Source organism: Longispora albida DSM 44784, from assembly GCF_000379825.1.
GTDB classification, from domain to species: Bacteria; Actinomycetota; Actinomycetes; order Mycobacteriales; family Micromonosporaceae; genus Longispora; species Longispora albida.
The window spans coordinates 206390-230216 of the sequence record NZ_KB903836.1 but is presented as its reverse complement, the minus strand read 5'-3'; the positions used below and the strand labels follow the sequence as shown (position 1 = coordinate 230216).

Sequence of the window (23827 nt, the reverse complement as noted above, 5' to 3'; positions counted from 1 at the left end):
TCAGGACATGACACGCACCTGGCCCAGCACGTTCGCCGACCGGCTGTCCGCGCCGCTGCCCAGCCTGCGCGACCTGCTCAGGGTGTACCGGCAGGGCGGCCTCGTCCCCCGGGGAACAGCCCTCGACGGCATACCCGGCCTGCCGGAGAAGCGCGACGGGCTGCCGGTGGTCGGCGAGGGCCAGGCCGCCGTCACCTGGGCCGGGCACGCCAGCTTCGTCGTCCAGATCGGCGGGCTGACCGTGCTGACCGACCCGGTGTGGTCGCGCAAGATCCCGGCGATCCCGGCCCGGTACACCCCGCCCGGTGTGCCGTGGGCCGACCTGCCCCGGATCGACGCCGTCGTGATCAGCCACAACCACTACGACCACCTGGACGCGCCGACCGTGAAACGGCTGCACCGGGCCACGCCGGTCCTGGTACCGGGCGGGCTCGGCAAGTGGTTCCGCCGGCGGGGCTTCACGCAGGTCGCCGAGCTCGACTGGTGGGAGTCGGCCTCGGTGGGCGGCCTGTCGTTCGGCTTCGTCCCGGCACACCACTGGAGCCGCCGTACCCTCACCGACACGTGCAAGAGCCTGTGGGGCGGCTGGGTACTCGGCGAGCAGCTGTTCTTCGCCGGCGACACCGGCTACGGCCCGTACTTCCAGAAGATCGGCGAACGATACCCGGCGCTCGACGTGGCCCTGATGCCGATCGGCGCCTACTCGCCACGCTGGATGATGCGGTCCGTCCACATGGACCCGGCCGAGGCCGTCCAGGCGACCAGGGAACTCGGGGCGGCGAAGATGGCGACCATGCACTGGGGCACCTTCGGCCTGACACCCGAACCCGTACTCGAACCGCTGTACAAGGCCCGCGTGGCCTGGGCGGACGCCGGCCTGCCCCGCGAGGACCTGTGGGACCTGGCCGTCGGCGAGTCCCGGGTGTTCGACCGGGTCGCGGCGCTCTGACTCAGCAGGTCCCGAGCATGTCCGCCAGGGCGTCGCGCTCGGTGGCCGTCACGCTCAGCTCATAACGAGACTTGATCATCGTGTACCGGCTGGCGTAGCCGCACCAGAACTCCCGCCGCGGCCGCCAGTTGTCCGGCGTCTGGCTCCGTTTCTCCTGGTTCGCCGCCCGCGAGACAGCGAGCAGGTTCCCGGTGTCGTTGGCGAACGCGCGCCGGCGTTGCGGCTCCCAGGCCCACGCGCCCGACCGCCAGGCCGCCCCGAGCGCGACCACATGATCGGTCTCGATCTCGCTGGCCTGACGCCGGTCGTAGTACAGCTCCCGGCCGGTGTACGGGTCACGGAGCGTCCCGGCCCGCACCCCGCACCCGGTCCCGTGGTCGCCGTCCGGGATGTCCCGGCGGAGCACGTCGTCGCGGGTGTCGCAGCCGTTGCCCCCGTCCGGGGCATCGGTGTCGTCCGTCCACAGTGGCTCACCGAACGCACGCCGGTCGTAGCTCTCCCAGTGGCTCTGCGTCTCCTGCCGCAGCCCGGCGAGCAGGCTCAGCGCCTCGGCGGCGGCGACTGGCGGGGCGGGAGCCGGCGGTTCTCCCCGCGAACCGCGCAGGAGCAGCACGGCACCGAGCGCCACCGCGCCGACCACCAGCAGCCCGGCGAGTTCCCGCCCCGCCACCTTCCGGGCCACACGCACCCCCGATACATGTACGTCCCCGAGCCGGGTGCACCCCGATCCGCCTGCGTCCTCAGAACCAGGCCCCCTCCGAACCAGGTGCGCCCTCCGATCCGGACACCACCGAGCCGCGTGCACCCTCCGGCCACGTGATCGATCCTGCCGCACGCCGTCCGCCGATCCGGGCGGAACGCGCGCGGCCCGGCCCGCATGGCAAGATCATGTGGTGCGAGCGCTGCTCGGCCGCTGGGCCTTCCTGATCATCGGCGGGGCGTTACTGACCCCGTACGTGCTGCTCGGCGTGGTGCTCTTCTCCGTCGGCTCCAGCGTCAGCCTCGAAAACTCCGCGGACATGCTGCGCGCGCAGGTGCTGGTGCTCGCCGGGACGATCCCGGCGCTGGTGGTCACCGGCTGGGTACCCGTGATCAGGGCACTGTCGGCAGCCGTCGCCCGCCAGCTGCTCGGCGTGCACCTCACCCCGGCCCGCTCGGCGACCTGGGCCGACCGGTGGCGTACCGGCCTGTGGCTCACCGCGCACCTCATCCTCGGCGGCGTCATGAGCGCACTGACGCTGAGCGTGCCGCCGGCCTGCCTGGTACTGCTCGGCGTGCCGCTCCTCGGCGAGCAGGCCAGCCGCGACATGCACCTGTGGGGGTACGAGCCCGCCGAGTGGGGCTCGGGCACCGCTCCCCTCGCGGGCCTGGCCGGCCTGGCCGCTCTCGCCGCCCTGGTCGCCGGGGCCGGCTGGCTGCTGGCCCGCCTCGCCCCGGTACTGCTCGGCCCGTCCGCCGCCGAGAAACTCGCCGAGGCCGAACGCCGCGCCGAGCGGCTCGCCCAGCGCAACCAGCTCGCCAGGGACCTGCACGACTCCGTCGGCCACGCGCTCAGCATCGTGACCGTCCAGGCTGGGGCGGCCGGGCACGTGCTCGACGCCGATCCGGAGTTCGCCCGCCGGGCCCTCGCGGCGATCGAGGACACGGCCCGGGCCGCGCTCACCGATCTCGACCAGGTCCTCGGGCTGCTCCGCGAGGACCACGACGACCAGCGGGGCACCCAGCCCGGCAGCCCGGACCTGGGCGCCCTCCCTGACCTGCTGGACCGGACCCGGCTCGCAGGCGTCTCCGTGACCCTCGACCTGTCCGGTGACCTGTCGGGCCTGCCGGAGAAGGTGTCACGGGAGGCCTACCGGATCGTGCAGGAGTGCCTGACGAACGTGCTCCGGCACGCCGGCCAGGTACCGGCGGCGCTCCGGCTCGCCCCCGACGCCGAGGGCCTGCTGATCGTGATGACCAACCCGCTCGGCCCCGGCACCCCGGTACCGTCCGGCGGCCGGGGCCTGCGCGGCATCGCCGAACGGGCCAGGACGCTGCGCGGCAGGTCGAGCGCTGGACTGGAAGGGGAACTGTGGCGGGTGGAGGTGTGGTTACCGCGATGACATCGGTACTGATCGCTGACGACGAGGAACTGGTCAGGGTCGGCCTGCGCGCGGTGATCGCCGCCGAGCCGGACCTGACCGTGGCCGGGGAGGCCGCCGACGGGGTCGAGGCGCTCGACGCCGTCCGCAGGCTGCGCCCCGACGTGGTACTTCTCGACGTGCGGATGCCCAGAGTGGACGGCATCTCCGCCGCCCGGCACATCCTGGAGAAGATCCCGGACCCGCCGAAGATCATTGTGGTGACGACGTTCGAGAACGACGACTACGTCTACGACGCGCTGCGGGCCGGCGCGCAGGGCTTCCTGCTCAAGCGCTCGCGCCCGGCCGAGATCGTGCAGGCTGTCCGGGTGGTGGCCAGCGGCGACTCGCTGCTGTTCCCGGCGGCGATCCGCGCGATGAGCGTCCGGCAGGCCGGGCTCAGGGCCGGGCTCGCCTCTGCCGGGCTGACCGACCGTGAGCAGGACGTGCTGCGCCTGATGGCCTCCGGGCTGTCCAACGCGGAGATCGCCGCCGAGCTGTTCCTCGGCGTGGAGACCGTGAAGACCCACGTCCGCAACATCCTGGTCAAGCTGGGCGTCCGTGACCGTACCCAGGCGGTCATCGCCGCCTTCGAGTCCGGCTTCTGCTGACCTCACCAGCCCGGGTGGCGCCGAGGCTGGCTGTCCGGGCGAGCACCGGTTCGGCGTCCGGGCCGGGCCGCGCATCGGTGTAGATGAGAACGCGCAGCTCACCGCGCAGATCGTCCAGCTCTCCGGCGGCCTCGGCGAGAATCCAGTCCGCGAAATCCCCGACCGGGCCCGTCGCCAGCCACGTGTTCGGCACCTGCTGCGGCCGGCCGTCCCCCAACGGCTCGAACGACGGTGCGCCCAGGGCACGGAAGCGCAGGTCATACCAGTAGCACTGCCAGTAGGGCTTTCCGCTGGGCAGGCCGCTCACTGTCCCTTCACGGTGAAACCCATTCCCCGGTACCCGGAGTCCTCGCCCCCGCGTGCGTGCGGCGCGCCCTGTTCCTGGCGGGCCTCGGCCTCGATCCGGATCTCGTACGCGGCCGGGCGGTAGATCTCGTCCAGCGGCCCCAGCAGCTCGCCGCCTCCGGTGCCCCGCCGGCGTACCCGGGCAGCCAGCGCGGTCAGCACGTCCGTCATTCCCCCAGGGTACGAGTAAAGAATTCTTGACTTCATGTCAAGCAGGGCCATACATTGGCCTTGTCAAGAATCTTTGACATCCCTTCTCTTGGACCCCGCTGGGAGCCACCCATGACCCCCCGTAACCGGATCGCCAAGATCACTGGCGTCCTCTACCTGCTCGTCGCCCTCCTCAGCGCCTTCGCGCACTTCGCCGTGCGCGGCACGATCCACGTCCCCGGCGACGCCGCCGCGACCGCGAGGAACGTGGCGGAGCACGCCACGCTGCTCCGGTTCGGCTTCGCCGCCGACCTCACCCAGGCCACGCTGATGATCTTCGTCGGTTTCGGTTTCTGCCGGCTGCTCGGCCACGTCAGCCGCAACGCGGCCCGGCTGCTCATGCTGTTCGTCGCCGCCGCCAGCGCCACCATGGCACTCAACCTCGTCCACCAGTCCGGGGCGCTGCTCGTCGCCACCGGCCCTTCCTACGCGACCGCCTTCGGCAAGGCCGGCTCCGACGCGCTCGTGCTGCTCCTGCTCGACCTGAACGCCTACGGTTTCCTCATCGCCCAGATCTTCTTCGCGCTGTGGCTCGCCCCGCTCGGCTACCTGGCCTACCGCTCCGGCTTCTTCCCGAAGACGCTCGGCGTGGTGCTCGGGATCGGCTGCCTCGGCTACCTGACCGACATGTACACCCGGTTCCTCGTCCCCGGCATCGGCGCGGAGGTGAGCCCGTTCGCCATCGTCCCAGCCGCCGTCGCCGAACTCTGGCTGCTCGGATACGTGCTGGTCAAACGCTTCCGCTAAAGGACCTCAGTGGAGGGCAGCCGACCTGGCTGCCCTCCACTGAGAGCACTCCTTCCCTGAGATCACGCCTCGGCTGCCGCCTGGCGCTCGGCGAGCACGAAGGCGGCGGACAGCGCGATCGTCACGCCGGTCAGCCCGTTCGCCAGCGCGGCGACGTCACCGAGCCCGCTGCCCTCCACCGCGCCCAGCAGCGTCGGCAGCAGCCCCATGACGCCCCCAGCGAACATCGCCCCGCTGCCGGTCCACGCGAGCGCCGCCCCGAGCCCCGGCCTGCCGTACCGGAACACCAGCATCGCCAGCCCAGCCGCCGCAGCCAGCACCAGCAGCACCTCGGCCACATGGGACAGCACCTGGACAGTCGTGTACCGGTACGCGTCAGGCCGGCCAGCCGAGCCTCCGAGCAGCCAGTACACGCCCAGCACCGCGCTCAGCGCGCACAGCGCCGCCATCCCCTTCGCCACGGTCGCCTGCAACGGCCGAGCCGGGCCCGCGACCCCCGGCCCGGCGGCGAACGCCCCGGGCCAGCGCCGCTTCGTGTACGCACCGAACGCCAGGATCAGCGCGACACCCTGGACACAGAACCCGCCGTACACCACCAGGTACACCCACGGCTGCAGCTCGTCGCTCGCCGCCGACATCGCACCGAGCGCCATCCCGGCCGGGACGGTCATCAGGATCGGCACCAGCAGCCCCGTCCCCACCCACATCGGGAAGGTCACCAGCCAGCCGGGCAGCCGCTGCCCCCACCGCTGGGTCAGCGCGACGGCGATCAGCGCGCCCGCGAGTTCCATCCCGCCCGTGACGGCGTTGGCCGCCAGCATCCCCGGTGTGTTCATCATCCCGGGTTCGTTCACGCCGATGTCGCTGCCGGCCAGCCATGCGATCTTCAGGAACAGGTACGGCAACATGGCCGCGACCGCGAGGTATCCGTATCTCATGACCCGACTCTCGCCCAGCCCGTGCCGCCAGCCATCCCGCTCAGCGGTGGCCCCGATCCCCCGCGCGAGGTAGATTGCCCGACGTGCCCGATCGACGACGGCCGCTCTGGTGGGCGCTGGGAGCCCTCACCTCTCTGGTCACCGCGGCCCTGGCCTTCAGCTGGTGGCTGAGCCAGCGCCGCACCCCGCCAGCTGCCCCCGCCTCCTCCGCTTCCCCGACCGCCCACTCAGGAACACCCACTCCACTGCCGACCGGAACGAAGACCACACCCGGCGTCATCGGGCAGACACCCGATACGGGCGGAACGGGCCCCATCAGCTGCGGCGGTTCCTGTGGCGACAGCTGCGACGACTCGTGCAACCAGGTGTGCGGCGACATCATGGAAGACATCGTCGAGGACACCTGCCAGGCGATCGTCGACGACAGCTGCGCGAAGGGCACGCTGAACTGCGGGGACTCCAACCTCTCCTGTGGACAGTCCGCCCAGTGGGTCGAGCGGGTCACCTCGTTGTGGATGTCCGTCGCCGACCCGCGCCCGCTCGGCCGGGTCACCCTGCCGGCCAGGGCCGGGCTGCTCGCCATCCGCTGCTACCAGCGCTGGGTCTCACCCCGGCTCGGCGCGCACTGCCGCTACACGCCCAGCTGCAGCCGGTACGGCGCGGAAGCGATCCGCGTCTACGGCGCCTGGATCGGCACCCGTCTCGCCCTCGCCCGCATCCGCCGCTGCACAGCCGAGGTCCCGTGCGGCACCCCCGACCCGGTACTCCCCACCGCCCTGACCGCATCCTGACTACTGCTGACGGCAGACACGAGAACGGGGAGGGATCATGCCGACACCAGGGCTGCCGTCGCCACAGGCGATCGTGCCCCGGCCGGTTGCGCCGAGTCCTGGCTGAGGCGGGTGCTACCTCCGTTGGTGTGCTGGATGGCACTGGACCAGACGCGGGACGTGAGGAGAGACATGGGCTGCGGCGCAACTGATCGGCTGATCGCGCTCGCCACCGGCTCGCACGATCGGAATCGTAGGCGACGGTGTGATGCTCTTCTGGGCTGATGCGTGGCCGGCCAATCTCGGGCGACGCGGGGTGGCTGCGGCCATTACGGTACGGCGATGGCACACCTGGCGGACCTTGAGGAAGAGCCCAGCCCGTGGGTAGAACTGGAGGACGACGCCTGGCGCGGGCTGTGGCAGGAGTATCAGGACGAGTTCGGGCGCGCGACCTTCTGCCAGCCGTTGGCGACGGAGCCGGCACCTTCGCTGACCTGGGACCTGTTGCCGGTGCGCGACGCAGGGCCGCCGGACTGGCTGGGTGTCGGGCAGCTGGTCTGCGCGGTCCTGGAGGAGTGCCTGGGGTTCGGCGAGGCAGCGGTCTTCCACGACTGGGTTCACCCGTCCAGCCTGTTCCTGCCCTGCTGCGTACCTGAGGGCGGGCCTGGCGAGAACGAAGCCAAAGTACTGGCGGGCTGGCGTGACCCCGCAATCCTGGTGCCCCGGGACCTGCGATTCGGCCTGGTTGCGAGCGCGTGCGAGTCGACGCTGTGCGTGTTCGGCGCGCCCGCGCTCCGGGCGATCAATCGGCTGGGCACGGACGCGCTGGGTCCTCTGATGCGGCGAGACGGCATCGGCCCGCGCAGGCGACAGTCATGTGAGGCATCGGGGTAGACGCTCTCGGCCACACTGTGGGCTATGGATCCTGAACTGGCTCGGATCAAGCGGCGGCTAGACAGTGGTGACTCACGTGTCCGCGAGCTGGCCGCCGACGAGCTGAGTGACCTGACTCAGATTTGGACGCCGGCTGCGGATCACACAGATCTGGCACACCTGGCGATCACACACCTCGCAGCCGAAACTGACGCCGCTGTCCAGGAAGCTCTTGCGAACGTGATCAGCGGCATCCCTCAGGACCTGCCGCTGAACGATCTGGCACCCCTGCTCCCTGCCCTGGCCACGCTGAACCTGTCCGCGGTGGAGTACCTGCTTCCCATCCTCGGCGCAACGGGCGACCCAAGCGTGGAACCAATCCTGAACGGCTTCCTGCCCCACAAGCATGAACCCATCCGCCACGCGGCCCAGAACGGGCTCGCAGAACTCCGCCACCGACTGACTTGACACGTCCAGGCTGACGGCAGCCGCATCGAGACGTACTGATCATCACTGCGCTCAGCCGGTGCGGCCGAACGGCCAGGACCCCAGGATCTCGTACCGGGTCTGCGGCCCCGTCACGCTGCCGACCAGTTCGAGGCTGCCGACCGTCCACTCCGGGCTCTCGTACCCGCCCAGCCGCTCGACGTCGTCCTCGAAGTCCGCCAGCGGGATCCGGTCGCCCGGCCGGCCGAGTGTCAGGTGTGGCCGGAACTTCCGCTGGTCGTAGGGCACCCGGTGCCGGGTCAGCGCCCGGCGGATCGCGACGGCTGGCGCGCCGACCGGCCCGGAGACCCCCGTCCACAGCACCGGCCCGAAGCTCCCGCCGCCCCGCAGCCGCAGCCCGGCCGGGGCGAGCACGGCGGCGGCCTCGGCCGTGGCCAGCTCGGCACCCGCGCGCTTCTTGTCGGGTACCTCGCCGATGAAGGCCAGCGTCACGTGCAGCATGTCCGGGGCCAGCCGCCGCGTGTTGACCCCGCCGGCGGCGGCCCGGCCGATCGCCAGGCCGTCCGCGAAGGCGGAGACATGTTCGATGACCTCGGCGTCGGGGAAGATCGCCACGAAGAGCCGCATGTGTCTCCCGTCCTCTACAGCGCGGCGGCCGCAGCGGCCAGCCCCTCCCGGTACGACCGGTACTCCGGGGCCCAGCCCAGCTCGCGCCGCGCCTTGGCGTTGCTGGCCTGGACGCTCGTGCCGCCGAGCACCGACCAGCCGTAGGGCGCGGCGATCCGGACCAGCCACGGCGGCAGTACCCGGGGTGCCGGCGCCCCGGCCAGTGTCGCACTCTCGCGGATCAGCTCGGTCCACGACGCCGGTACGTCGTCGACGATGTTGTACGCCTCCCCGGCCCGGCCCCGCTCGGCGGCCGCGACGGTCGCCGCCGCCGCGTCCTCGTGGTGGATCCAGCCGACCCGGGCGGCCCGGCTGGCCACCGGCAGGGCGCGCTTGCGCAGCATCGGCACGAGCGAGGCGAAGTCCCCGCCGTAGAACAGCCCGTACCGCAGCGCGACGCCCTCGATCCCCGCCGCTGCGAAGATCTGCTCCTCGGCCGCCCGGATGCCCGCCAGGTGCGGGGCGAACTTCGAGGTACCCGGCTCCGCCAGCGGCGTTTCCTCGGTGACCGGCCCGACGTCCCCGTAGCCGTACCCGAAGATGATCGACTGCGTGACGAACCGGGTTGCGCCCGTGGCCCGCGCCGCGGCCAGCAGCGTCCGGGTCCCCCGCTGGCGCAGCTCGTTGGTCGCGTACATGTCCTTGTGCCGGGTCGGCGCCTTCTTGAGCGCGGTGAGCTGGTGCATGACGACGTCGAACTTGTGTCCGTCCACGGCGGACAGCACCGACCGCTCGTCGAGCGCGTCCCCGTGCACCTGCCCTGCGCCGAGCGCGGCGAGGACGGGCGAGTGCGAGCGGGTCAGCCCGGTCACCCGGTGACCGGCGGCGAGCAGCTGGCGGGTGAGCGGGAGGCCGAGGGCGCCGGTGGCGCCAGCAAGAAGAATGTTCATGGCATACGGACGAGCCGGCCCCCGGAAGCGTGACAGTTGCCCGGGTTACCCGGGCCACACCTCGGCGGCGATCGCACCGACCGGCCAGGCCGGGTCGGCGTCGCGGCCACGGCTCGCCCAGTAGGCCGCCTGCTCGGCGTGCGCGGCGGCCTGCCGGGCGAACAGGTCCGCCAGGTTCATCCGGGCCACCTCCGGGTACCGCCGGGCGATCGCGATGGCCAGGTCGAGGCAGGCCTGCGTGTCGGCGTCGGCGCGGTGCGGGCCGGGGTGCGTGACGCCGTAGTGCGCGCACACCACCTCCAGCGTGCGGCCACCCTTGCGGTACCGGTCGACGTGCCGGTCGAGCACCAGCGGGTCGATGATCAGCGGCTCGATCCGCCCGGCCCTGGCCAGCAGGGACGGCAGGCCGTGCCGGAGCAGCTCGGACTCCAGCAGGGTCAGGTCGTAGACGGCGTTGTAGATGACGATCGGCGTGCCGGCCCGCAGGTACGCGGCGAGCGTGTCGGCCAGCTCGCCCAGCGCCTCGGCAGGCTGGCGGCCGCTGGCCCTGGCCTGCTCGGTGGTGATGCCGTGCGTTGCCGTGGCGCCGGCCGGGATCTCGACGCCGGGGTCGATCAGCAGCTCCATGCTCTGCCCGGCGGTGTCGCGCACCGAGGCCGACACGATCCGGTCGACGCTGTGCCGGACGCCGGTGCTCTCCACATCGAACGCCGCGAGCGGGCGGCGGTGCCAGCCGTCGTGGTCGCCGGGCTCCGGCGCACGCGGGGCTGGGATGCAGTGCTGGTGATACACGATCCAGCGATCGTCGGAGTCCGACCTAGCCCGTGTCCCCTCGCCGGCCGGCACGCGCTGCTCGCACACGTGGCACTGCCCGGGGTATCTGTTGACTGCCATCGGCGCTAGAGCGTAGCGGAACCCCCTGACACTTCCCGCCATGCCACACAGTGCACGATCCGGTCCGTACGGTGCCGGATTAGACTCCGTGCCGTGACCAGCGTGGACGTAACCCGGCCGTGTGCGCACTGCGGCCGCCCGGTACAGCAGAAGGCGGGTTCCGGCCGCCCGTTCCAGTACTGCCGTGACAACGACAGCGCCTGCCTGCGCGCCGCCCGCAGCAGCCGCCAGCGGGAGCGGACCTCCCCTGGCCTGGCCGGCCAGGTGGCCAAGGCGTGGGAACTCGTCGAGCGCATGGAGCTGGCGGCCGCCGACCTGGCCACCTCCCTCGCAGGTGAGCTGTCGCCGGCCGGAGTGGACCGTCAGGCCGCCGAGGTCCGCGCCGAGGCCGCCGCGGCTGTCGCGGCAGCCCACACCGAACGGGACGAGGCCCAGGTCGCGGCCTCAGCCGAAGCTCAGCGCGCCCGCGCGATCACCGAGGAAGCCGCCGCCGTCCGTACGCAGGCCGAGGCTGACGTCGCCACCGCCCGCTCCGAGGCCGCCGCGTCGGCCACGGCGGCCCAGCAGGCCCGCGACGCCGCAGCTCAGGCCGCCGCTTCCCAGGCCAAGGCCGAGCTGGCCCGGGCAGCCGCCGAGGAAGCCCGCGACACCGCCCGTACGCAGGCCACCGCTGCCGAAGCGGTCCGCGCCGAGGCGATCGCCGAGCGCGACGCGGCCCGCACGCAACTGTCCACAGTGTCCAAGGAACGCGACCAGCTCGCCCAGGAACGCGACGCCGTCACCAGGGAACGCGACACCCTGGCCGCCGAGCACGCAGCCCTGGCCACCGCGAACGCCGCTCTCGCGGACCAGCTCTCCACCGCCGGAGCCACCCTCGCGGCCACCAGCAAGGAACTCGCCGAGGCCCGCGCGACCCTGACCGCCACAGAGTCGGCCCTGACCGCCGAGCGCGCCACGGTCACCCGTCTCCAGGCCGGCCTCACGGACGCGCAGGCCACCCTGGAAGCAGCCCAGCAGGCCCTCGTCACCAGAGACCAGGAACTCACGGCGCTCCGCGACCAGCTCCAGCTCCAGGCCACTTCCGCCGCGACGGCAGACACCGCAGCAGCCTCCGCGGCCCAGGCCCGGGACGCCGCCATCGCCGAGCGCGACGAGGCCCGCGCGCAGATCGCCGGGCTCAGCAAGCAGGTCTCGGACCTGGCCGTGGCTCTGGCACAGCTCGGGGCTAGCCGCGCTTAAACTACATAGGTAGTCTGGCCGGGTGGAACCACTCGGCCGGATCGGCAAGACCACTGTGGACGTGCTCCGGGTGCTGCTCGCCAGCGGCGAGCCGCGCTGGGGCCTGGAGGTCATCAAGCTCACCGGGCGCCCGTCCGGCAGCGTGTACCCGCTGCTCGACCGGCTCGAACGGGCCGGATGGGTGCACTCGGAGTGGGAGCAGGACAACGACCGGCGCGGCCCCCGCCGCCGGATGTACACCCTCACCGCCGGCGGGGCAGCCGAGGCTCGACGGGTCCTGGCCCGCGCGGACTCGACGGCTGCCCGCGCCACGACCCGCCCCGCGACCGCGTCGTGAACCGCGCACTGATCCGCCTGGCCGCCCGGCTGCTGCCCGCAGCCAGGCGCGCCCGGTACACGGAAGAATGGCTGGCCGACCTGGCCGGCGCCACCACCCTCGGCCTGTCCCCCGCTGGCGTCACGCTGGGCGCCTGGTGCGCGGCGGCCCGGCTGGCCTGGGCCTCACCCGGAAGGAAAGCCGTCATGATCCCTGTCGGACCGCTCGCTGCCGCCGTGAAGCTCACCGGCGCGTCCCGCCGCCGCGCGGCCGCGCTCTCCGCGATGTCGCTGCTCACTCTCCTGGCCGGCGTCGGCGTGCTCCTGATCCGGTAGTCACTCCCCGCGCTGGTGGACAGCCTCCAGCGCCGCGAGTTCGTCCTCCGTCAGCCGGAGCGCCCCGGCCGCCACGTTGGACTCCAGGTGCGCCAGGTTCCCGGTACCGGGGATGGCCAGCACGTGCGGGCCGCGCGACAGCGTCCAGGCCAGCCGGATCTCCGCCGGGCCGGCGCCGTGCGCCGCCGCGATCGCCAGTACCTCGGGCGACTCCCCGCTGACGCCGCCGCGTTCCCGTCCCGTTCCGGCGATCGAGTAGAACGGCACGAACGCGATGCCCTGCTCCCCGCAGGCCCGCACGAAGCTGTCCTGTCCCGGCCGCCCGATCCCGTACAGGTTCTGCACGCACGCCACCGGGGCGATCGCCAGCGCCTCGCCCAGGTGGTGCTCGTGCACGTTGGACAGTCCCAGGTGCCGGATCAGCCCGGCGTCCCGCAGCTCGGCCAGCGCGCCGAACCGTTCCGCGATGGAGTCCGTGCCGACGATCCGCAGGTTGACGAGGTCCAGGTGGTCGCGGCCGAGCTGGCGGAGATTCTCCTCGACCTGCCCGCGCAGCTCCTCCGGCGTGGCGTGCGGCAGCCAGGCGCCGGACTGGTCGCGTCCCGGCCCGACCTTGGTCGCGATCACCAGGTCCTCGCCGTACGGCGCCAGCGCCCGCCCGATCAGCTCGTTGGCCGAGCGCAGCGCCGAGAAGTAGAAGGCGGCGGTGTCGATGTGGTTCACACCCAGCTCGACGGCCCTGCGGAGCACCCGGATAGCGGTGTCGCGGTCGCTGGGCACCACGCCGGGATGGAAGGCCGGGCCGTGCTGGGTCAGCCGCATCGCGCCGAAGCCGATCCGGTGCACGGTCAGGTCGCCGAGCAGGCAGGTGCCGGACGCGGCCGCTGTCATGGTCACTGTGGTCATGCGGCCCAGAATGATCATCTTGTACCGTGTGAGCCACTGATTCAGCCACACCTTAACCGGAGGCGTGATGGTGCTGGCGGAGCTGGCTTTCTCGGCGGGTGACCTCGCGCAGACCCGGTTCGCGGTGTGCCCGCTGTGGGAGCTGGGCACGAGTTACCGGATCGCCATGCGCCCCGCCACCCACCCCGTGCACCTCCCCTGGGCCGAGCAGGTCCGCCCGCGCCTCGCCGGTACCGGGCTCGCCTCCGGCTGGCTGTCGGAGCTGATCCCCGTCTCCGGCTACGTCCCCGACTTCTTCAACCCGGCCCCGGCCGGGTCGGCGCCCAGCCTCGGCACCGAGCTCGCCGCGCTCCTCGCGACCCCCGCGGCCCGCGTCCGCGCCGACCTCGACCGGTACCGCCAGCGGCACGGCCGCCTCGGCCCCCGCCTGGCCTCCCTGTACGCCGACCCGGCCGCCCGCCTCCCCAGGCTCGCCGCCGAGCTGGAGACCTACTGGTCCCTGGCCATCGCCCCGTACTGGGACCGCATCCGCGCCCTCCTCGACGCCGACATCTTCCACCGCGCCCGGCAGGCGGCGGAGCACGGCGCCGCGCACGTCCTCGGCGAGCTCCACGCCTCGATCAGCTGGGCCGGCGAGACCCTGAGCCTCACCAGCCGCCCCGCGCCGATCCACCGCACGACGTCCGGCCCGGGGCTCGTCCTGATCCCGTCGGCGTTCACCGGCCCCGGCGTCTTCACCCGGGTCAACCCGCCCGACGCCCCGCAGATCGCCTACCCGGCCCGGGGCTCCGGCACGCTCTGGCTGCCCCGCCCGGCCACCGGCACCGGCCCGCTCGCCGCCGTCCTGGGCCGCACGCGCACGCTCATCCTCGCCGAGCTGGACACCCCGTCGTCCACACAGGACCTCGCCTCCCGTACCGGCATCAGCGCCCCCGGCGTCTCCCAGCACCTGACAGCCCTGCGCGCCGCGGGTCTCGTCAGCGCCCACCGCGCCGGCCGCTTCGTCCTCTACGCCCGCACCCGCACCGCCGACCTCCTGGTGCTACCGGAAAGCTGACCGGTGGGCGGCCTGGAGTTCCTTGCCCGGCTCCAGGCCCAGGTCCCGGCCGAGGAGTGTGTACACCTCCCGGTAGGCCGCGAGGGCTTCGGCGCGCCTGCCGAGCTGGGTGAGGGCCTGGATGAGCAGGATCCACATCTGCTCGCGGTACGGCTCGGTGATCAGGACCGGGCGGAGTTCCGCGACGACGGCCGGGGCCTCGCCGAGGGCCAGCCGGGCCTGGGCGAGGCGTTCCCAGGTGGCCCAGCGCAGCTCCCGCAGCGCGACGAGCTGCGCCTCCACCACGGAGGCCGGCACGTCCTCGTACGGCTCGCCGCGCCACAGCGCCAGCGCCGAGCTGAGCAGCGTCACCGCCTGCCCGGCCTCGCCACGGGCCAGGGCCGCGCAGCCCTCCGCGCCGAGGCGGGTGAACTCCCCGGCGTCGGTCTCGCCGGGCGCGAGGTCCAGCCGGTACCAGCCGGGCCGCCCGTCGAGCCGTGGCCTGCCGGTGACCTCGGTCAGCAGGGCGCGGAGCTGCCACACGTACGTCCGCAGGTTCCCGGCGGCCGAGCGCGGCGGGTTCTCCCACAGCGCGGAGACGAGCTGGGCGGCCCGCACCCACTCGCCGGGCCTCAGCAGCAGCGCGGCCAGCAGCGTACGGGGCTTGGCGGCCGGCACGTCGGCGGCGGCACCGTCCGGCCCGCAGATCAGCAGGGAGCCGAGTACCCGGATCATCATCGCCTGCCAGCCTCCCGCCGTCCCGGTGCCAGCACCCAGCGTGGCGCACCGGCACGGCTACGGCATGGGTAACCGCGTACCCACATTTGCGGCCCCCACCGCCCAGAATCCGGGCGGGAACCGTCAGTGGATGCCGGCCATCAGCCGCCGCAGGTGCCTGGTCAGCAGGACCGCCGAGGCGCCGAGCACCACCGAGGCGACGCCGAGGACCGTGAAGTACGCGGGCTGCGACACGTCGGAGCCCCACTTGGCCACCTGCCCGCCGATCGCGTCCCCGACCGCCGTCGACAGGAACCACAGGCCGAGCATCTGGCTCCCGTACAGCGCGGGCGCGAGCTTCGTCGTCGCGGACAGGCCGACCGGAGACAGGCACAGCTCGCCGCACACCTGCAGCGCGTACACCGCGACCAGCCACATCGGGGACACCAGCGTCCCGCCGACGGCGGCCTTCGCCGCCAGGGCCATCAGCATGAAGGAGAGCCCGTTGAGGACCAGGCCCATCGTGAACTTGACCGGCGTGCTGAGCCGGTGGCCGGCCTTCAGCCAGATCAGCGCGAAGATCGGTGAGCCGATGATGACCAGGATCGGGTTCACCGACTGGAGCCACGAGGCCGGCATCTCCCAGCCGAAGACGTTGCGGTCGGTGTTCTTCTCCGCGAACAGGTTCAGCACGGAGCCCGCCTGGTCGTAGATCAGCCAGAACGACGCGGCGAAGACGAACAGGTACACGTACGCGCGCATCCGGCTGCGCTCGACCTCGGTCAGGCGCTTGTCGAGCAGGATCCGGGCGAAGTACACGACGGCGACCAGCACCGCGAACACCGCCAGCGCGCTCACGATCTTGCTCAGGGTGAGCTGCCCGGTGACCGCCGCGATCCCGATCAGCACCACCACGGCCGCCACCCCGATCGCGATCGCGCGCAGCGCCCGCCTGCGGTCCTCGCCGGCCAGCGGGTTCGGCGGGGTGTCCCCGACACCGTGGAGGTGCCGGCGCCCGAGGACGTACTGGACCACCGCGAACGTCATGCCGACCGCCGCCACCCCGAAGCCCAGGTGCCAGTTGACCTCCTCACCCAGGTACCCCGTGATCAGCGGCGAGATGAACGCGCCCAGGTTGATGCCCATGTAGAAGATGGAGAACCCGGCGTCGCGCCGCGGGTCGTCGGCCTCGTAGAGCTTGCCGACCATCGCGGAGATGTTCGGCTTGAGCAGCCCGGTGCCGATGGTGATCAGGACGAGCCCGACAAAGATCCCCGCCTTGACCGGTACCGCCATCGCGTAGTGCCCGAGCGCGATGACGATGCCGCCCCACAGCACGGAACGGCGCGCGCCCAGCAGCCGGTCGGCCACCCAGCCCCCGGGCAGCGCCATCAGGTACACGAAGCCGACGTACACCCCGTACAGCGCCGTCGCGTCGCCCTCGGCCATCCCCAGCCCGCCGTTGGCGACGGTCGCGGTGAGGAACAGCACGAGGATCGCGCGCATGCCGTAGTAGCTGAACCGCTCCCACATCTCGGTCAGGAACAGCGTCGACAGTGCTCTGGGATGCCCGAAGAACTCCTTACCCTGCGTGGCCGGTGCTGCCTGGGTGGTGAAGTCGGGCATCTGCTGTACCTCCTGTGCCGGCGGCGCTAACTGTCAGTATCGAAGTGCGGCACCCGGCCAGGTATGTGATTGCGAATATTCCGGCGTAACTGTCGGCAAGTACCCATCGGCTCGATCACATTGTGGGGTGAGGGTACTCACGGCTTGACCGGAGGGACTACCCTTCTATGACCGGGGGCCGTAGTGACACACCGTGAGAACTACCCTCGACGGGGAACATGAAACGGGCCACGATCGTTACACCCGTTGTACGCGCACGACAGCCGGAGGGGAAAGCCGATCATGGGCGAGCGCATGCTGCGCGGAAGCCGTCTCGGAGCCATCAGCTACGAGTCCGACCGTAACACCGAGCTGGCTCCTCGCCAGACCCGTGAGTATCTCTGCGCCAGGGGTCACCAGTTCGAGGTGCCGTTCGCCGTTGACGCAGAGGTGCCGCCGACCTGGGAGTGCAAGTTCGACGGGACGGTCGCCCGCCTCGTCGACGGCAGCGAGCCGGAGTCGAAGAAGGCCAAGCCGCCGAGGACCCACTGGGACATGCTCCTGGAGCGCCGTTCCATGTCCGAGCTCGAGGACATCCTCAACGAGCGCCTGGACGAGGTCCGCGCCCGGCGCGGTGGCCGCTCGGTCTGAGCACACCACTACTACTGACTGCCGTCTCCCCGCCCGGGGAGGCGGCAGCCGCCGTTTCCGGGCCTGCTCCCGCGCGTTCCCCGGGGCCGGATTGGCCGTATTAGCGTGCTCTTCTCGGGAAATCAGTGCCGAAGGACTGCGTTGGGACGCGTTAGCCGACACGTCCCTGGCCTGCGGAAACACCCGCGGAAACCGTTGACGATCAACGCTTGACTTTTGTTGAACGGATTGGCAGGCTAACGGTGTCCATATAGGAGACACACAAAGGAGTAATCCAATGCGTGAGGTTCCGCTGCGCGAGGTTCCGCTCGAGCCGGCCGTCCGTGAGATCCCCGTTGACGCCCTGGCGTTCGAGGTTCCGCTCGACATCGCGTTCGAGGTTCAGCCGGGCATCGAGCTCGCCGCTTAATTAGCAACGCAATAGCACCACATATAACAGGAACTGGCTCCCCTTCCGGGGGGCCAGTTCTTTTTGTGGCACTAGATCCAGATATGGAAAATATTGACACGGTACAGGGATGCGCGGGATGCTGGGGATGTCCCCGCCTTGTCCACATAGGACAGGGTTAGTGATCTTCAGCAGAGGAGTCTGACATGCGCGAAGTTGAGCCCGGCGTTGGCGGCCGTCTCCCCGCCGAGACCGACGTTCCGATCATGCTGCCGGCTGAGACCGACGTCCCGACCATGCCGGCCGAGGCCGAGATCGACATGCCCGCGCTCTAAGGAGCGTCGCACCACATAGCACCAGCGAGCCCCTGCCGTCCCCGGCAGGGGCTCGTTCGCGTCCACCCCTCCCCTAAACCAGTTGCCCCGCTGGGGACGGATGGCTAGCTTGCCCGTCAGGAGGCCGGGCACGACCGCCCGGCGATGTGAGCTGAGGAGCTGGTTGTATGCGTGTGATGGGCGTTCGTCTTCAGGCAGGCCAGACGACATGTCCAACACCCGTAAGGAATGACCACAGTGGATCTCCCACGCAGCTTCACCATCCGGGACGCTAGCCACCGGATCGACAACCCGTTCGACGCGGGCAAGCTCGCCACTCTCGGCCGGGCACTCCCGCTCTCCCCCGGTACCCGCATCCTCGACCTCTGCTGCGGCAAGGGCGAGCTGCTCGCGACCTGGGCTCGTGACCACGGCATCACCGGTCACGGGGTCGACATCAGTACCGTCTCCATCGGCCGGGCGCACGCCACGGCCGCCGAGCTCGGCGTCGCCGACCAGGTGACCTTCGAGCACGGCGACGCCGCCGGGTACGTGTCAGCCGAGCCGGTCGACATCGCCGCCTGCGTCGGGGCGACGTGGATCGGCGGGGGCGTACCCGGCACGGTCGCGCTGCTGGAGCGCAGCGTGCGGCCCGGCGGGCTGCTGCTGGTCGGCGAGCCGTTCTGGCGGGCCGAGCCGCCCAGCGAGGAGGCCGTCCGGGCCTGTCACGCGTCGTCCCGTGAGGACTTCGCCGACCTGCCCGGCCTGGTGCGCCTGTTCGGCGAGCTGGGCTACGACCTGGTCGAGATGGTGCTGGCCGACGAGGACAGCTGGGACAGGTACGCCGCGGCCCAGTGGATGAACATCCGCGACTTCCTCGACGCCAGCCCGGACGACGAGCTCGCCCCGGCCTTCCGCGAGGAACTCGACCGGGCGCCGCTGGACTACGTCACGTACACGCGGCACCTGCTCGGCTGGGGAGTCTTCGTCCTGCGCAAGCGGTAGCCGCTAGACGATCTCGCCCTCGATGGCCTCGCCGGGGCCGGGCCGGGAGTCTTTCCTGATCCGGACCTGGCGCGGCCCGAACAGCTCGCTGCTGACCGCCGGCCCGTAGCGCTTGAGCGCTGCCCGCTCCGCGACCCCGCGGAACAGGCCACGGGTCGGCGGCAGGATCATCAGCAGGCCGATCACGTCCGACACGAAGCCGGGCACGAGCATCATCAACCCGCCGGCCAGCACCAGCAGGCCGTCGGTGATGCCACGGCCCGGTGGGCGGCCCTCCGCGGTGTCGGACTGGAAGGCCCGCAGTGCCCTGAGCCCCTCCCGCTTGAGCAGCCAGCCGCCCAGCGCCGAGGTCAGGAGGACGAGCAGCACCGTCCAGCCGGCGCCGATCGCCTGACCGACGGCGACCAGCACGGAGATCTCCGCGACCGGGATGACGATCAGCAGCGCGATGATGAGCCAGAGTGTCCGCATAGTGGTTCTACGGTAGCTCGGCTACTTCTCTTTCCTGCCGATCCCGAGCCGGTCGCGCAGGCTCCACTGGGTCACCTTGAACAGGGCCTCGCGGATGATCGAGCCGTTCATCTTGCTGACGCCGTGCACCCGCTCGTGGAAGGTGATCGGCACCTCGACCAGCTTGCAGCCGGTCTTGAACGCGCGGTAGGTCAGGTCGATCTGGAAGCAGTACCCGTGCGAGATGACCGAGGCCAGGTCGATCTTGTCGAGCATGGGCAGCCGGTAGGCGCGGTACCCGCCGGTGGCGTCGTTCAGCGGCATGCCGAGCATGACCTTGGTGTAGACGTTGCCGCCCCGGGACAGCGCCAGCCGGTGCACCGGCCAGTTGACGACGGAGCCGCCCGGCACGTACCGGGAGCCGAGCACCCCGTCGGCCTCGCGCAGCGCGTCCAGCAGCGTGTGCAGCTGCTCGGGGGCGTGCGAGCCGTCGGCGTCCATCTCGACGACGGCGTCGTACCCGCGTTCCTTCGCGACGGCGAACCCGTTGATGTACGCCGCGCCCAGCCCTTCCTTGCCCTTGCGGTGCAGCACCGTGACCTGCGGGTCGGCTGCCGCCAGCTTGTCGGCAGCCGCGCCGGTGCCGTCGGGGCTGTTGTCGTCGGCGATCAGGATGTCGACCTCGGGGACGGCCTTGCGGACCCGCCCGACGATCAGCCCCACGTTCTCGAGCTCGTTGTACGTCGGGATCACCACGAGGACCCGGCCAACACCCGGGTAGCCCTCCTCCGTCAGGTGCGACGGGGTGTTCTCGGTCACGCTGCCTCCTCGTTCTGGTGGCCTGGCTGGCGCCTCCTGCGTGCGGCCACCGTGGCAACTATGCCAAAGAGCGCCAGTATGGCCAGTATCACCTCCGGCGCGTCCCCGAGCCTAGTGGCGAGGGTACGCCGATTGCTTAAGGCCACTTCGCGTACCAGGACGGCGCGGGTATTGAAGGCCGTCGCGTCGTGCACGGAGCCGCCGGAGTCCACGAAAGCGGACACGCCGACCGTCGAGGCCATCAGCCCCGAGCGGCCGTGCTCCACCGAGCGCAGCCGGACCATCGCCAGCTGCTGCTCGGCCTCCGCCGTGTTGAACGTGGCGTTGTTCGTCTGCGTGACCAGCAGCTGCGCGCCGCCGTCGACGGTGGCCCTGACCAGGCTGTCGTAGGCGACCTCGAAGCAGATCGCGTCGCCGATCACCGGCCCGCCGCCGGGCACGGTCATCACGCCGGGTGCCGTGCCGGGCACGAAGTCGGAGCGTACCCGGTCCACGAGCTTCGTGATCTTGCGGACGAGGGTGCGCATCGGGATGTACTCGGCGAACGGCACCGGGTGCTGCTTGGTGTACTCCTGCACCGGACCCTGGCCAGGTACCCAGAGCAGCGCGGCGTTGCGCACCCGGCCGACGCCGCCCGGCCCGGTACCCGGGGCGTCGAGGACCGCGCCGACCAGGATCGGGGCGCCGATCGCCTGGGCCGCGCTGTCGATGACCTGGGCGGCGTCGGTGTTGTCCAGCGGGTCGATGTCGGAGGAGTTCTCCGGCCAGACCACGAGGGCCGGGCGGGGCCGCTTGCCCGCGGTCACCTGCTGGGCGAGTTCGAGGGTGGCGCTGGCGTGGTTGTCGAGGACCGCGCGGCGCTGGGCGTTGAAGTCCAGCCCGAGCCGGGGCACGTTGCCCTGGACGATCGCGATGACGACCTTGCGGCCGTCGGTGCCCGCCACGGGTACGGCCAGGCCGGCGGCGACCAGCGCGACGGCCGCCAGGGCCGGGACGATCCGCAGCCGCCACAGCGCCACCGCCAGCAGCCCGCCGGCCAGCGCGACCACGAACGTGACCAGCGGGGCGCCGCCGAGGACCGCGTACCTCACGGCCGGCGAGTCAGCCTGGCTGAACGCGAGCCGCCCCCACGGGAACCCGCCGAACGGGGTGTGTGAGCGCAGCACCTCCTGCCCGCCCCACAGGACGGCGGTGAGGGGTGCCCAGCTCCACCGGTACCGGAGAATCAGGGGTGTGCAGAAAGCGGCGGCCGCGCCGAGCAGGCCCAGATAGACACCCTCCAGGCTGGACAGCAGCACCCACGGCATCGGGCCGACCTGCGTGCTGGTCCAGCTGAGCAGTGGGAAGAAGAACACCAGCCCGGCCACCATGCCGAGGCCGAAACCGGCGAGAACGCGCTGCCCGCGCACGGCGACGGCCAGCAGTGCGACAGCGAACGGCGTGCACCACCACAGCCCGAACCGCGGGAAGGACAGCAACAGCAGCAGCCCGGCGCCGGCGCTCGCGGGGAGCGCGGCCGGCCACGGCAGGCGGGTCCGCGTCTCGTGGGCCAGCTCGGTGATCAGCACCGGCCCATTGTGCGGCAAGGCAAAAATAACGGGGCGCGGCCCCCGCCGCGCCCCAGTTCACCCAGCAATCCCCCCACCGCTGCCACAGGTGAACGCTCCGGCAACCTTCGGACCAATCCGGTGAGGGTCTGGCTGCCCCCGCCGCACTGTTGTCTACTGGCTGTCTCGGCTTTCCCTGTCCCGCACCGGCATCGCGGCTGTCCTGTGCCGCCCCGCCTGCCCCCGCCCTGTGGACCTGGCCGCTGGCGGACGACGCGACCTGTCGGCCGCCTTGCCCACCGGGTGGGTGCAATCGGAGCGAACGTGCCGCTCACAAGTAGGACTCCCAGACGGTACGCATAGCCGGGGGGTTAACGCCAACCAAACGCTGATTTTGGCTTGGGTAATCCGGCGTGTCGCCGGTGTGTCGGCCGGCCCGGAAGTGTGATCTGAGAAACCTTCTTGTGCGGGGCGGGTTTGGTGGCTGTCCTGTGTGTCCAGCCGGCCCGCTCGTGCGGGTTTCCGATCCTTCCGTAGCTGGTCAGCGGGCGTGCCCGTGGCGGTGTGCGGTTCCGCTGTGGACGGCGGGTGCGCGGCGCGTTCGGTGGGGCCAGGCCGGGGCCGGCGGGCGGCCTCTTGTGGCACCCGGCCGGGGGCAGGCTCGGATGGGGTGGCCCAGGGGCGGGGCTTGCCGTACGGTTTACCAAGACGGACGTACGGTTTGTTTTCTTGAGGAGTGCTCATGTGGGACCCCGGCACGTATGCCCGGTACGGCGGCGAGCGCAGCCGCCCCTTCTTCGACCTGGTCAGCCGGATCGGGGCCACGGCGCCCCGCACAGTCACCGACCTGGGCTGCGGGCCCGGTAACCTCACGGCCGCGCTCGCCGTCCGCTGGCCGGACGCCACGGTGGCCGGCATCGACTCCTCCGCCGAGATGATCGAGGCGGCCGCCGGGACCGCCGGGGTCACGTTCTCGGTCGGCGACGTCCGCGACTGGGTACCCGGGCCGGACACCGACGTGGTCGTGTCCAACGCGGTGCTCCAGTGGGTGCCGGGGCACGAGGAGCTGCTGCGGTCGTGGGCGCGGGCGCTGCCGTCGGGGGCGTGGCTCGCGTTCCAGGTACCGGGTAACTTCGCCGCCCACTCCCACGACCTGCTGCGCGAGCTGGCTGCCACGGACGCGTGGGCACCGAAGCTCGACTGGAAGCCGAGGGTGGATCCGGTGCTGGACGCCGCCGGATACGCCGGGCTCCTGCTCGCCGAGGGCTGCACAGTGGACGCCTGGGAGACCAGCTACCTGCACCTGCTGCCCGCCGCAGGCACCCACCCCGTCCTGACCTGGATGGAGGGCACGGCGCTGCGGCCGGTCCGCGCGCGGCTCGGCGATGCCGGCTGGGAGGCCTTCCGGGCGGAGCTGGAGCCGAAGCTCGCCGCCGCGTACCCGGTGGTGCACGGCGTGGTGCCGTTCGAGTTCCGCCGGGTGTTCTGCGTCGCGCAGACCGCCTGATCGGCCCTCGTGGGCACGCGCGCGGGCCGCTACGCTGACGCCGCATGAGGAGCCGGCCCAGTCCCTGGTGGATCGCGTACTGCGTGGTGATCGGCGCTGTGGTCCTCGGGCTCGGCGCCGTGCTCTACAGCTCGATCGATCCGCCGGAGGGTACGGCTGGCACGTTCCACCCGGTCAGCTGCTCGCCGACGAAGGGCAGCCGTAACGCGACCTTCTGGAACTGTGCCGGCACGTTCTCACCCGCCAGCGGCCCAGAGCTGCCCGGGCCAGCTGTCTACGGCCAGCCCTTCTTCGAGCCGCTGACCGGGCCGGCCAGAGCGGTGCGGCCCACGGGCGACCCGGGCACGGTATGGCCGCCTGACGATGACGGCGGGCTGCTCAACCGGCTCACCTGCCTGGCGGCGCTGGCGGGCCTGGCGGTGTTCCTGGTGTTCGCCGCGAACGACGGGCGCTGGCTGGGCAAGCCGAGGGACAGGGGGCTGCGGCGGCGGATCGCTGACTGGTTCGCGATGCCCGGCGCCGGGAAGTGAAC

Annotated in this window: 30 protein-coding genes; 17 read left to right on the top strand and 13 right to left on the bottom strand. The window is 71.7% G+C overall.

Annotated features, from left to right (window positions below):
* Nucleotides 1-7: 7 nt before the first annotated feature.
* The gene (locus A3G1_RS0126940) at nucleotides 8-949 is read left to right on the top strand and encodes an MBL fold metallo-hydrolase (protein WP_018352613.1); all 942 of its coding nucleotides are present in this window, start codon (nucleotides 8-10) and stop codon (nucleotides 947-949) included.
* 1 nt (nucleotide 950) lies between these two features.
* Here the strand turns inward: A3G1_RS0126940 and A3G1_RS0126935 are convergent, their stop codons facing one another.
* The gene (locus tag A3G1_RS0126935; RefSeq protein WP_157641424.1) at nucleotides 951-1631 is read right to left on the bottom strand and encodes an HNH endonuclease family protein; all 681 of its coding nucleotides are present in this window, start codon (nucleotides 1629-1631) and stop codon (nucleotides 951-953) included.
* 211 nt (nucleotides 1632-1842) lie between these two features.
* On the opposite strand from A3G1_RS0126935, the gene A3G1_RS0126930 reads away from it, so the two are divergent.
* Together A3G1_RS0126930 and A3G1_RS0126925 are read left to right on the top strand one after the other, a co-directional pair.
* Nucleotides 1843-3051, top strand: a complete 1209-nt coding sequence (locus A3G1_RS0126930) for a sensor histidine kinase (protein ID WP_211216390.1) — start codon at nucleotides 1843-1845, stop codon at nucleotides 3049-3051.
* Entirely contained in the window at nucleotides 3048-3680 is a 633-nt protein-coding gene (locus A3G1_RS0126925) for a response regulator (RefSeq protein ID WP_018352610.1), read from the top strand. Before A3G1_RS0126930 ends, A3G1_RS0126925 begins: the two co-directional genes overlap by 4 nt.
* Here A3G1_RS0126925 and A3G1_RS0126920 read toward each other — a convergent pair.
* Together A3G1_RS0126920 and A3G1_RS37085 are read right to left on the bottom strand one after the other, a co-directional pair.
* Nucleotides 3649-3987: a hypothetical protein gene (locus tag A3G1_RS0126920; protein ID WP_018352609.1), complete on the bottom strand. Its 339-nt coding sequence runs from the start codon at nucleotides 3985-3987 to the stop codon at nucleotides 3649-3651. The two genes, A3G1_RS0126925 and A3G1_RS0126920, sit on opposite strands and share 32 nt — an antisense overlap.
* Nucleotides 3984-4196: a hypothetical protein gene (locus tag A3G1_RS37085; protein ID WP_018352608.1), complete on the bottom strand. Its 213-nt coding sequence runs from the start codon at nucleotides 4194-4196 to the stop codon at nucleotides 3984-3986. Before A3G1_RS37085 ends, A3G1_RS0126920 begins: the two co-directional genes overlap by 4 nt.
* Nucleotides 4197-4307: 111 nt before the next feature.
* Between A3G1_RS37085 and A3G1_RS37080 the strand changes: the two genes are divergently transcribed.
* Entirely contained in the window at nucleotides 4308-4982 is a 675-nt protein-coding gene (locus A3G1_RS37080) for a DUF4386 domain-containing protein (protein WP_018352607.1), read from the top strand.
* Between the two features lie 62 nt (nucleotides 4983-5044).
* Here A3G1_RS37080 and A3G1_RS37075 read toward each other — a convergent pair whose 3' ends face one another.
* Nucleotides 5045-5920, bottom strand: coding sequence for a hypothetical protein (locus tag A3G1_RS37075; protein WP_018352606.1), 876 nt, complete (start codon nucleotides 5918-5920; stop codon nucleotides 5045-5047).
* A gap of 83 nt (nucleotides 5921-6003) precedes the next feature.
* Between A3G1_RS37075 and yidD the strand changes: the two genes are divergently transcribed.
* From yidD to A3G1_RS40900, 3 genes are all read left to right on the top strand, one after another.
* Nucleotides 6004-6711, top strand: a complete 708-nt coding sequence (gene yidD, locus A3G1_RS41945) for a membrane protein insertion efficiency factor YidD (RefSeq protein WP_245563600.1) — start codon at nucleotides 6004-6006, stop codon at nucleotides 6709-6711.
* A gap of 321 nt (nucleotides 6712-7032) precedes the next feature.
* A complete protein-coding gene (locus A3G1_RS0126895) occupies nucleotides 7033-7584 on the top strand; it encodes a DUF2716 domain-containing protein (protein WP_018352604.1) in 552 nt (183 codons plus the stop codon).
* 24 nt (nucleotides 7585-7608) lie between these two features.
* On the top strand, nucleotides 7609-8031 hold the full coding sequence (locus tag A3G1_RS40900) for a hypothetical protein (RefSeq protein WP_157641423.1): 423 nt from the start codon (nucleotides 7609-7611) through the stop codon (nucleotides 8029-8031).
* Between the two features lie 51 nt (nucleotides 8032-8082).
* Here the strand turns inward: A3G1_RS40900 and thpR are convergent, their stop codons facing one another.
* Genes thpR through A3G1_RS37065 form a run of 3 tightly spaced genes read right to left on the bottom strand, consistent with a single transcriptional unit; the run spans nucleotide 8083 to nucleotide 10460 of the window.
* Nucleotides 8083-8637: an RNA 2',3'-cyclic phosphodiesterase gene (gene thpR / locus A3G1_RS37070; RefSeq protein WP_018352602.1), complete on the bottom strand. Its 555-nt coding sequence runs from the start codon at nucleotides 8635-8637 to the stop codon at nucleotides 8083-8085.
* Nucleotides 8638-8651: 14 nt separating this feature from the next.
* A complete protein-coding gene (locus A3G1_RS0126880) occupies nucleotides 8652-9566 on the bottom strand; it encodes an NAD-dependent epimerase/dehydratase family protein (RefSeq protein WP_018352601.1) in 915 nt (304 codons plus the stop codon).
* Nucleotides 9567-9611: 45 nt separating this feature from the next.
* Nucleotides 9612-10460 carry an exonuclease domain-containing protein gene (locus A3G1_RS37065; RefSeq protein WP_018352600.1) on the bottom strand — a complete coding sequence of 283 codons (849 nt, stop codon included), beginning with the start codon at nucleotides 10458-10460 and terminating at the stop codon, nucleotides 9612-9614.
* 93 nt (nucleotides 10461-10553) lie between these two features.
* Between A3G1_RS37065 and A3G1_RS0126870 the strand changes: the two genes are divergently transcribed.
* From A3G1_RS0126870 to A3G1_RS0126860, 3 genes are read left to right on the top strand one after another with little or no spacing between them, the layout of a single operon-like run.
* Nucleotides 10554-11699, top strand: a complete 1146-nt coding sequence (locus tag A3G1_RS0126870) for a coiled-coil domain-containing protein (RefSeq protein WP_018352599.1) — start codon at nucleotides 10554-10556, stop codon at nucleotides 11697-11699.
* Between the two features lie 22 nt (nucleotides 11700-11721).
* A complete protein-coding gene (locus tag A3G1_RS0126865; RefSeq protein WP_018352598.1) occupies nucleotides 11722-12036 on the top strand; it encodes a PadR family transcriptional regulator in 315 nt (104 codons plus the stop codon).
* A complete protein-coding gene (locus tag A3G1_RS0126860; protein WP_018352597.1) occupies nucleotides 12033-12350 on the top strand; it encodes a hypothetical protein in 318 nt (105 codons plus the stop codon). Before A3G1_RS0126865 ends, A3G1_RS0126860 begins: the two co-directional genes overlap by 4 nt.
* On the opposite strand, the gene A3G1_RS0126855 is transcribed toward A3G1_RS0126860, so the two are convergent.
* Nucleotides 12351-13256: an aldo/keto reductase gene (locus A3G1_RS0126855; protein ID WP_026212558.1), complete on the bottom strand. Its 906-nt coding sequence runs from the start codon at nucleotides 13254-13256 to the stop codon at nucleotides 12351-12353.
* Between the two features lie 67 nt (nucleotides 13257-13323).
* Here A3G1_RS0126855 and A3G1_RS0126850 point away from each other — a divergent pair, with 67 nt between their 5' ends.
* Complete coding sequence (locus tag A3G1_RS0126850) at nucleotides 13324-14313, top strand: winged helix-turn-helix domain-containing protein (protein ID WP_018352595.1); 990 nt, start codon at nucleotides 13324-13326, stop codon at nucleotides 14311-14313.
* Here A3G1_RS0126850 and A3G1_RS37060 read toward each other — a convergent pair.
* Together A3G1_RS37060 and A3G1_RS0126840 are read right to left on the bottom strand one after the other, a co-directional pair.
* Nucleotides 14299-15030 carry an AfsR/SARP family transcriptional regulator gene (locus A3G1_RS37060; protein ID WP_018352594.1) on the bottom strand — a complete coding sequence of 244 codons (732 nt, stop codon included), beginning with the start codon at nucleotides 15028-15030 and terminating at the stop codon, nucleotides 14299-14301. The genes A3G1_RS0126850 and A3G1_RS37060 overlap by 15 nt on opposite strands.
* 123 nt (nucleotides 15031-15153) lie before the next feature.
* Entirely contained in the window at nucleotides 15154-16635 is a 1482-nt protein-coding gene (locus A3G1_RS0126840; protein ID WP_018352593.1) for a peptide MFS transporter, read from the bottom strand.
* A 282-nt stretch (nucleotides 16636-16917) separates the two neighbouring features.
* On the opposite strand from A3G1_RS0126840, the gene A3G1_RS0126835 reads away from it, so the two are divergent.
* The 4 genes from A3G1_RS0126835 (at nucleotide 16918) to A3G1_RS0126820 (ending at nucleotide 18972) form a co-directional block, all read left to right on the top strand.
* Nucleotides 16918-17265 (top strand): RNA polymerase-binding protein RbpA, encoded by a 348-nt coding sequence (locus A3G1_RS0126835; protein ID WP_018352592.1) that lies wholly within the window; start codon nucleotides 16918-16920, stop codon nucleotides 17263-17265.
* A 277-nt stretch (nucleotides 17266-17542) separates the two neighbouring features.
* Nucleotides 17543-17674 carry a hypothetical protein gene (locus tag A3G1_RS42170; RefSeq protein ID WP_018352591.1) on the top strand — a complete coding sequence of 44 codons (132 nt, stop codon included), beginning with the start codon at nucleotides 17543-17545 and terminating at the stop codon, nucleotides 17672-17674.
* A gap of 185 nt (nucleotides 17675-17859) precedes the next feature.
* Nucleotides 17860-17988, top strand: coding sequence for a hypothetical protein (locus A3G1_RS42165; RefSeq protein WP_018352590.1), 129 nt, complete (start codon nucleotides 17860-17862; stop codon nucleotides 17986-17988).
* A gap of 228 nt (nucleotides 17989-18216) precedes the next feature.
* Nucleotides 18217-18972 carry an SAM-dependent methyltransferase gene (locus tag A3G1_RS0126820; RefSeq protein ID WP_211216389.1) on the top strand — a complete coding sequence of 252 codons (756 nt, stop codon included), beginning with the start codon at nucleotides 18217-18219 and terminating at the stop codon, nucleotides 18970-18972.
* Nucleotides 18973-18975: 3 nt separating this feature from the next.
* On the opposite strand, the gene A3G1_RS0126815 is transcribed toward A3G1_RS0126820, so the two are convergent.
* From A3G1_RS0126815 to lnt, 3 genes are read right to left on the bottom strand one after another with little or no spacing between them, the layout of a single operon-like run.
* Entirely contained in the window at nucleotides 18976-19443 is a 468-nt protein-coding gene (locus A3G1_RS0126815; RefSeq protein ID WP_018352588.1) for an FxsA family protein, read from the bottom strand.
* Between the two features lie 21 nt (nucleotides 19444-19464).
* The gene (locus tag A3G1_RS0126810) at nucleotides 19465-20241 is read right to left on the bottom strand and encodes a polyprenol monophosphomannose synthase (protein WP_018352587.1); all 777 of its coding nucleotides are present in this window, start codon (nucleotides 20239-20241) and stop codon (nucleotides 19465-19467) included.
* On the bottom strand, nucleotides 20238-21809 hold the full coding sequence (lnt, locus tag A3G1_RS0126805) for an apolipoprotein N-acyltransferase (protein WP_018352586.1): 1572 nt from the start codon (nucleotides 21807-21809) through the stop codon (nucleotides 20238-20240). The genes A3G1_RS0126810 and lnt overlap by 4 nt, the downstream gene beginning before the upstream one ends.
* 721 nt (nucleotides 21810-22530) lie before the next feature.
* Here lnt and A3G1_RS0126800 point away from each other — a divergent pair.
* Both A3G1_RS0126800 and A3G1_RS0126795 read left to right on the top strand, forming a co-directional pair.
* Nucleotides 22531-23295, top strand: a complete 765-nt coding sequence (locus tag A3G1_RS0126800) for a trans-aconitate 2-methyltransferase (RefSeq protein WP_018352585.1) — start codon at nucleotides 22531-22533, stop codon at nucleotides 23293-23295.
* 44 nt (nucleotides 23296-23339) lie between these two features.
* Complete coding sequence (locus A3G1_RS0126795; protein WP_157641422.1) at nucleotides 23340-23825, top strand: hypothetical protein; 486 nt, start codon at nucleotides 23340-23342, stop codon at nucleotides 23823-23825.
* Nucleotides 23826-23827: the final 2 nt, after the last annotated feature.

Coding starts and splice junctions, on each gene's coding strand:
- A3G1_RS0126940 (WP_018352613.1), top strand. CDS start 8: ATGACACGCACCTGGCCCAGCACGTTCGCCGACCGGCTGTCCGCGCCG.
- A3G1_RS0126925 (WP_018352610.1), top strand. CDS start 3,048: ATGACATCGGTACTGATCGCTGACGACGAGGAACTGGTCAGGGTCGGC.
- A3G1_RS37085 (WP_018352608.1), bottom strand. CDS start 4,196: ATGACGGACGTGCTGACCGCGCTGGCTGCCCGGGTACGCCGGCGGGGC.
- A3G1_RS37080 (WP_018352607.1), top strand. CDS start 4,308: ATGACCCCCCGTAACCGGATCGCCAAGATCACTGGCGTCCTCTACCTG.
- A3G1_RS37075 (WP_018352606.1), bottom strand. CDS start 5,920: ATGAGATACGGATACCTCGCGGTCGCGGCCATGTTGCCGTACCTGTTC.
- A3G1_RS0126895 (WP_018352604.1), top strand. CDS start 7,033: ATGGCACACCTGGCGGACCTTGAGGAAGAGCCCAGCCCGTGGGTAGAA.
- A3G1_RS40900 (WP_157641423.1), top strand. CDS start 7,609: ATGGATCCTGAACTGGCTCGGATCAAGCGGCGGCTAGACAGTGGTGAC.
- thpR (WP_018352602.1), bottom strand. CDS start 8,637: ATGCGGCTCTTCGTGGCGATCTTCCCCGACGCCGAGGTCATCGAACAT.
- A3G1_RS0126880 (WP_018352601.1), bottom strand. CDS start 9,566: ATGAACATTCTTCTTGCTGGCGCCACCGGCGCCCTCGGCCTCCCGCTC.
- A3G1_RS37065 (WP_018352600.1), bottom strand. CDS start 10,460: ATGGCAGTCAACAGATACCCCGGGCAGTGCCACGTGTGCGAGCAGCGC.
- A3G1_RS0126855 (WP_026212558.1), bottom strand. CDS start 13,256: ATGACCACAGTGACCATGACAGCGGCCGCGTCCGGCACCTGCCTGCTC.
- A3G1_RS0126850 (WP_018352595.1), top strand. CDS start 13,324: ATGGTGCTGGCGGAGCTGGCTTTCTCGGCGGGTGACCTCGCGCAGACC.
- A3G1_RS37060 (WP_018352594.1), bottom strand. CDS start 15,030: ATGATGATCCGGGTACTCGGCTCCCTGCTGATCTGCGGGCCGGACGGT.
- A3G1_RS0126840 (WP_018352593.1), bottom strand. CDS start 16,635: ATGCCCGACTTCACCACCCAGGCAGCACCGGCCACGCAGGGTAAGGAG.
- A3G1_RS0126835 (WP_018352592.1), top strand. CDS start 16,918: ATGGGCGAGCGCATGCTGCGCGGAAGCCGTCTCGGAGCCATCAGCTAC.
- A3G1_RS42170 (WP_018352591.1), top strand. CDS start 17,543: ATGCGTGAGGTTCCGCTGCGCGAGGTTCCGCTCGAGCCGGCCGTCCGT.
- A3G1_RS42165 (WP_018352590.1), top strand. CDS start 17,860: ATGCGCGAAGTTGAGCCCGGCGTTGGCGGCCGTCTCCCCGCCGAGACC.
- A3G1_RS0126820 (WP_211216389.1), top strand. CDS start 18,217: ATGACCACAGTGGATCTCCCACGCAGCTTCACCATCCGGGACGCTAGC.
- A3G1_RS0126815 (WP_018352588.1), bottom strand. CDS start 19,443: ATGCGGACACTCTGGCTCATCATCGCGCTGCTGATCGTCATCCCGGTC.
- A3G1_RS0126800 (WP_018352585.1), top strand. CDS start 22,531: ATGTGGGACCCCGGCACGTATGCCCGGTACGGCGGCGAGCGCAGCCGC.
- A3G1_RS0126795 (WP_157641422.1), top strand. CDS start 23,340: ATGAGGAGCCGGCCCAGTCCCTGGTGGATCGCGTACTGCGTGGTGATC.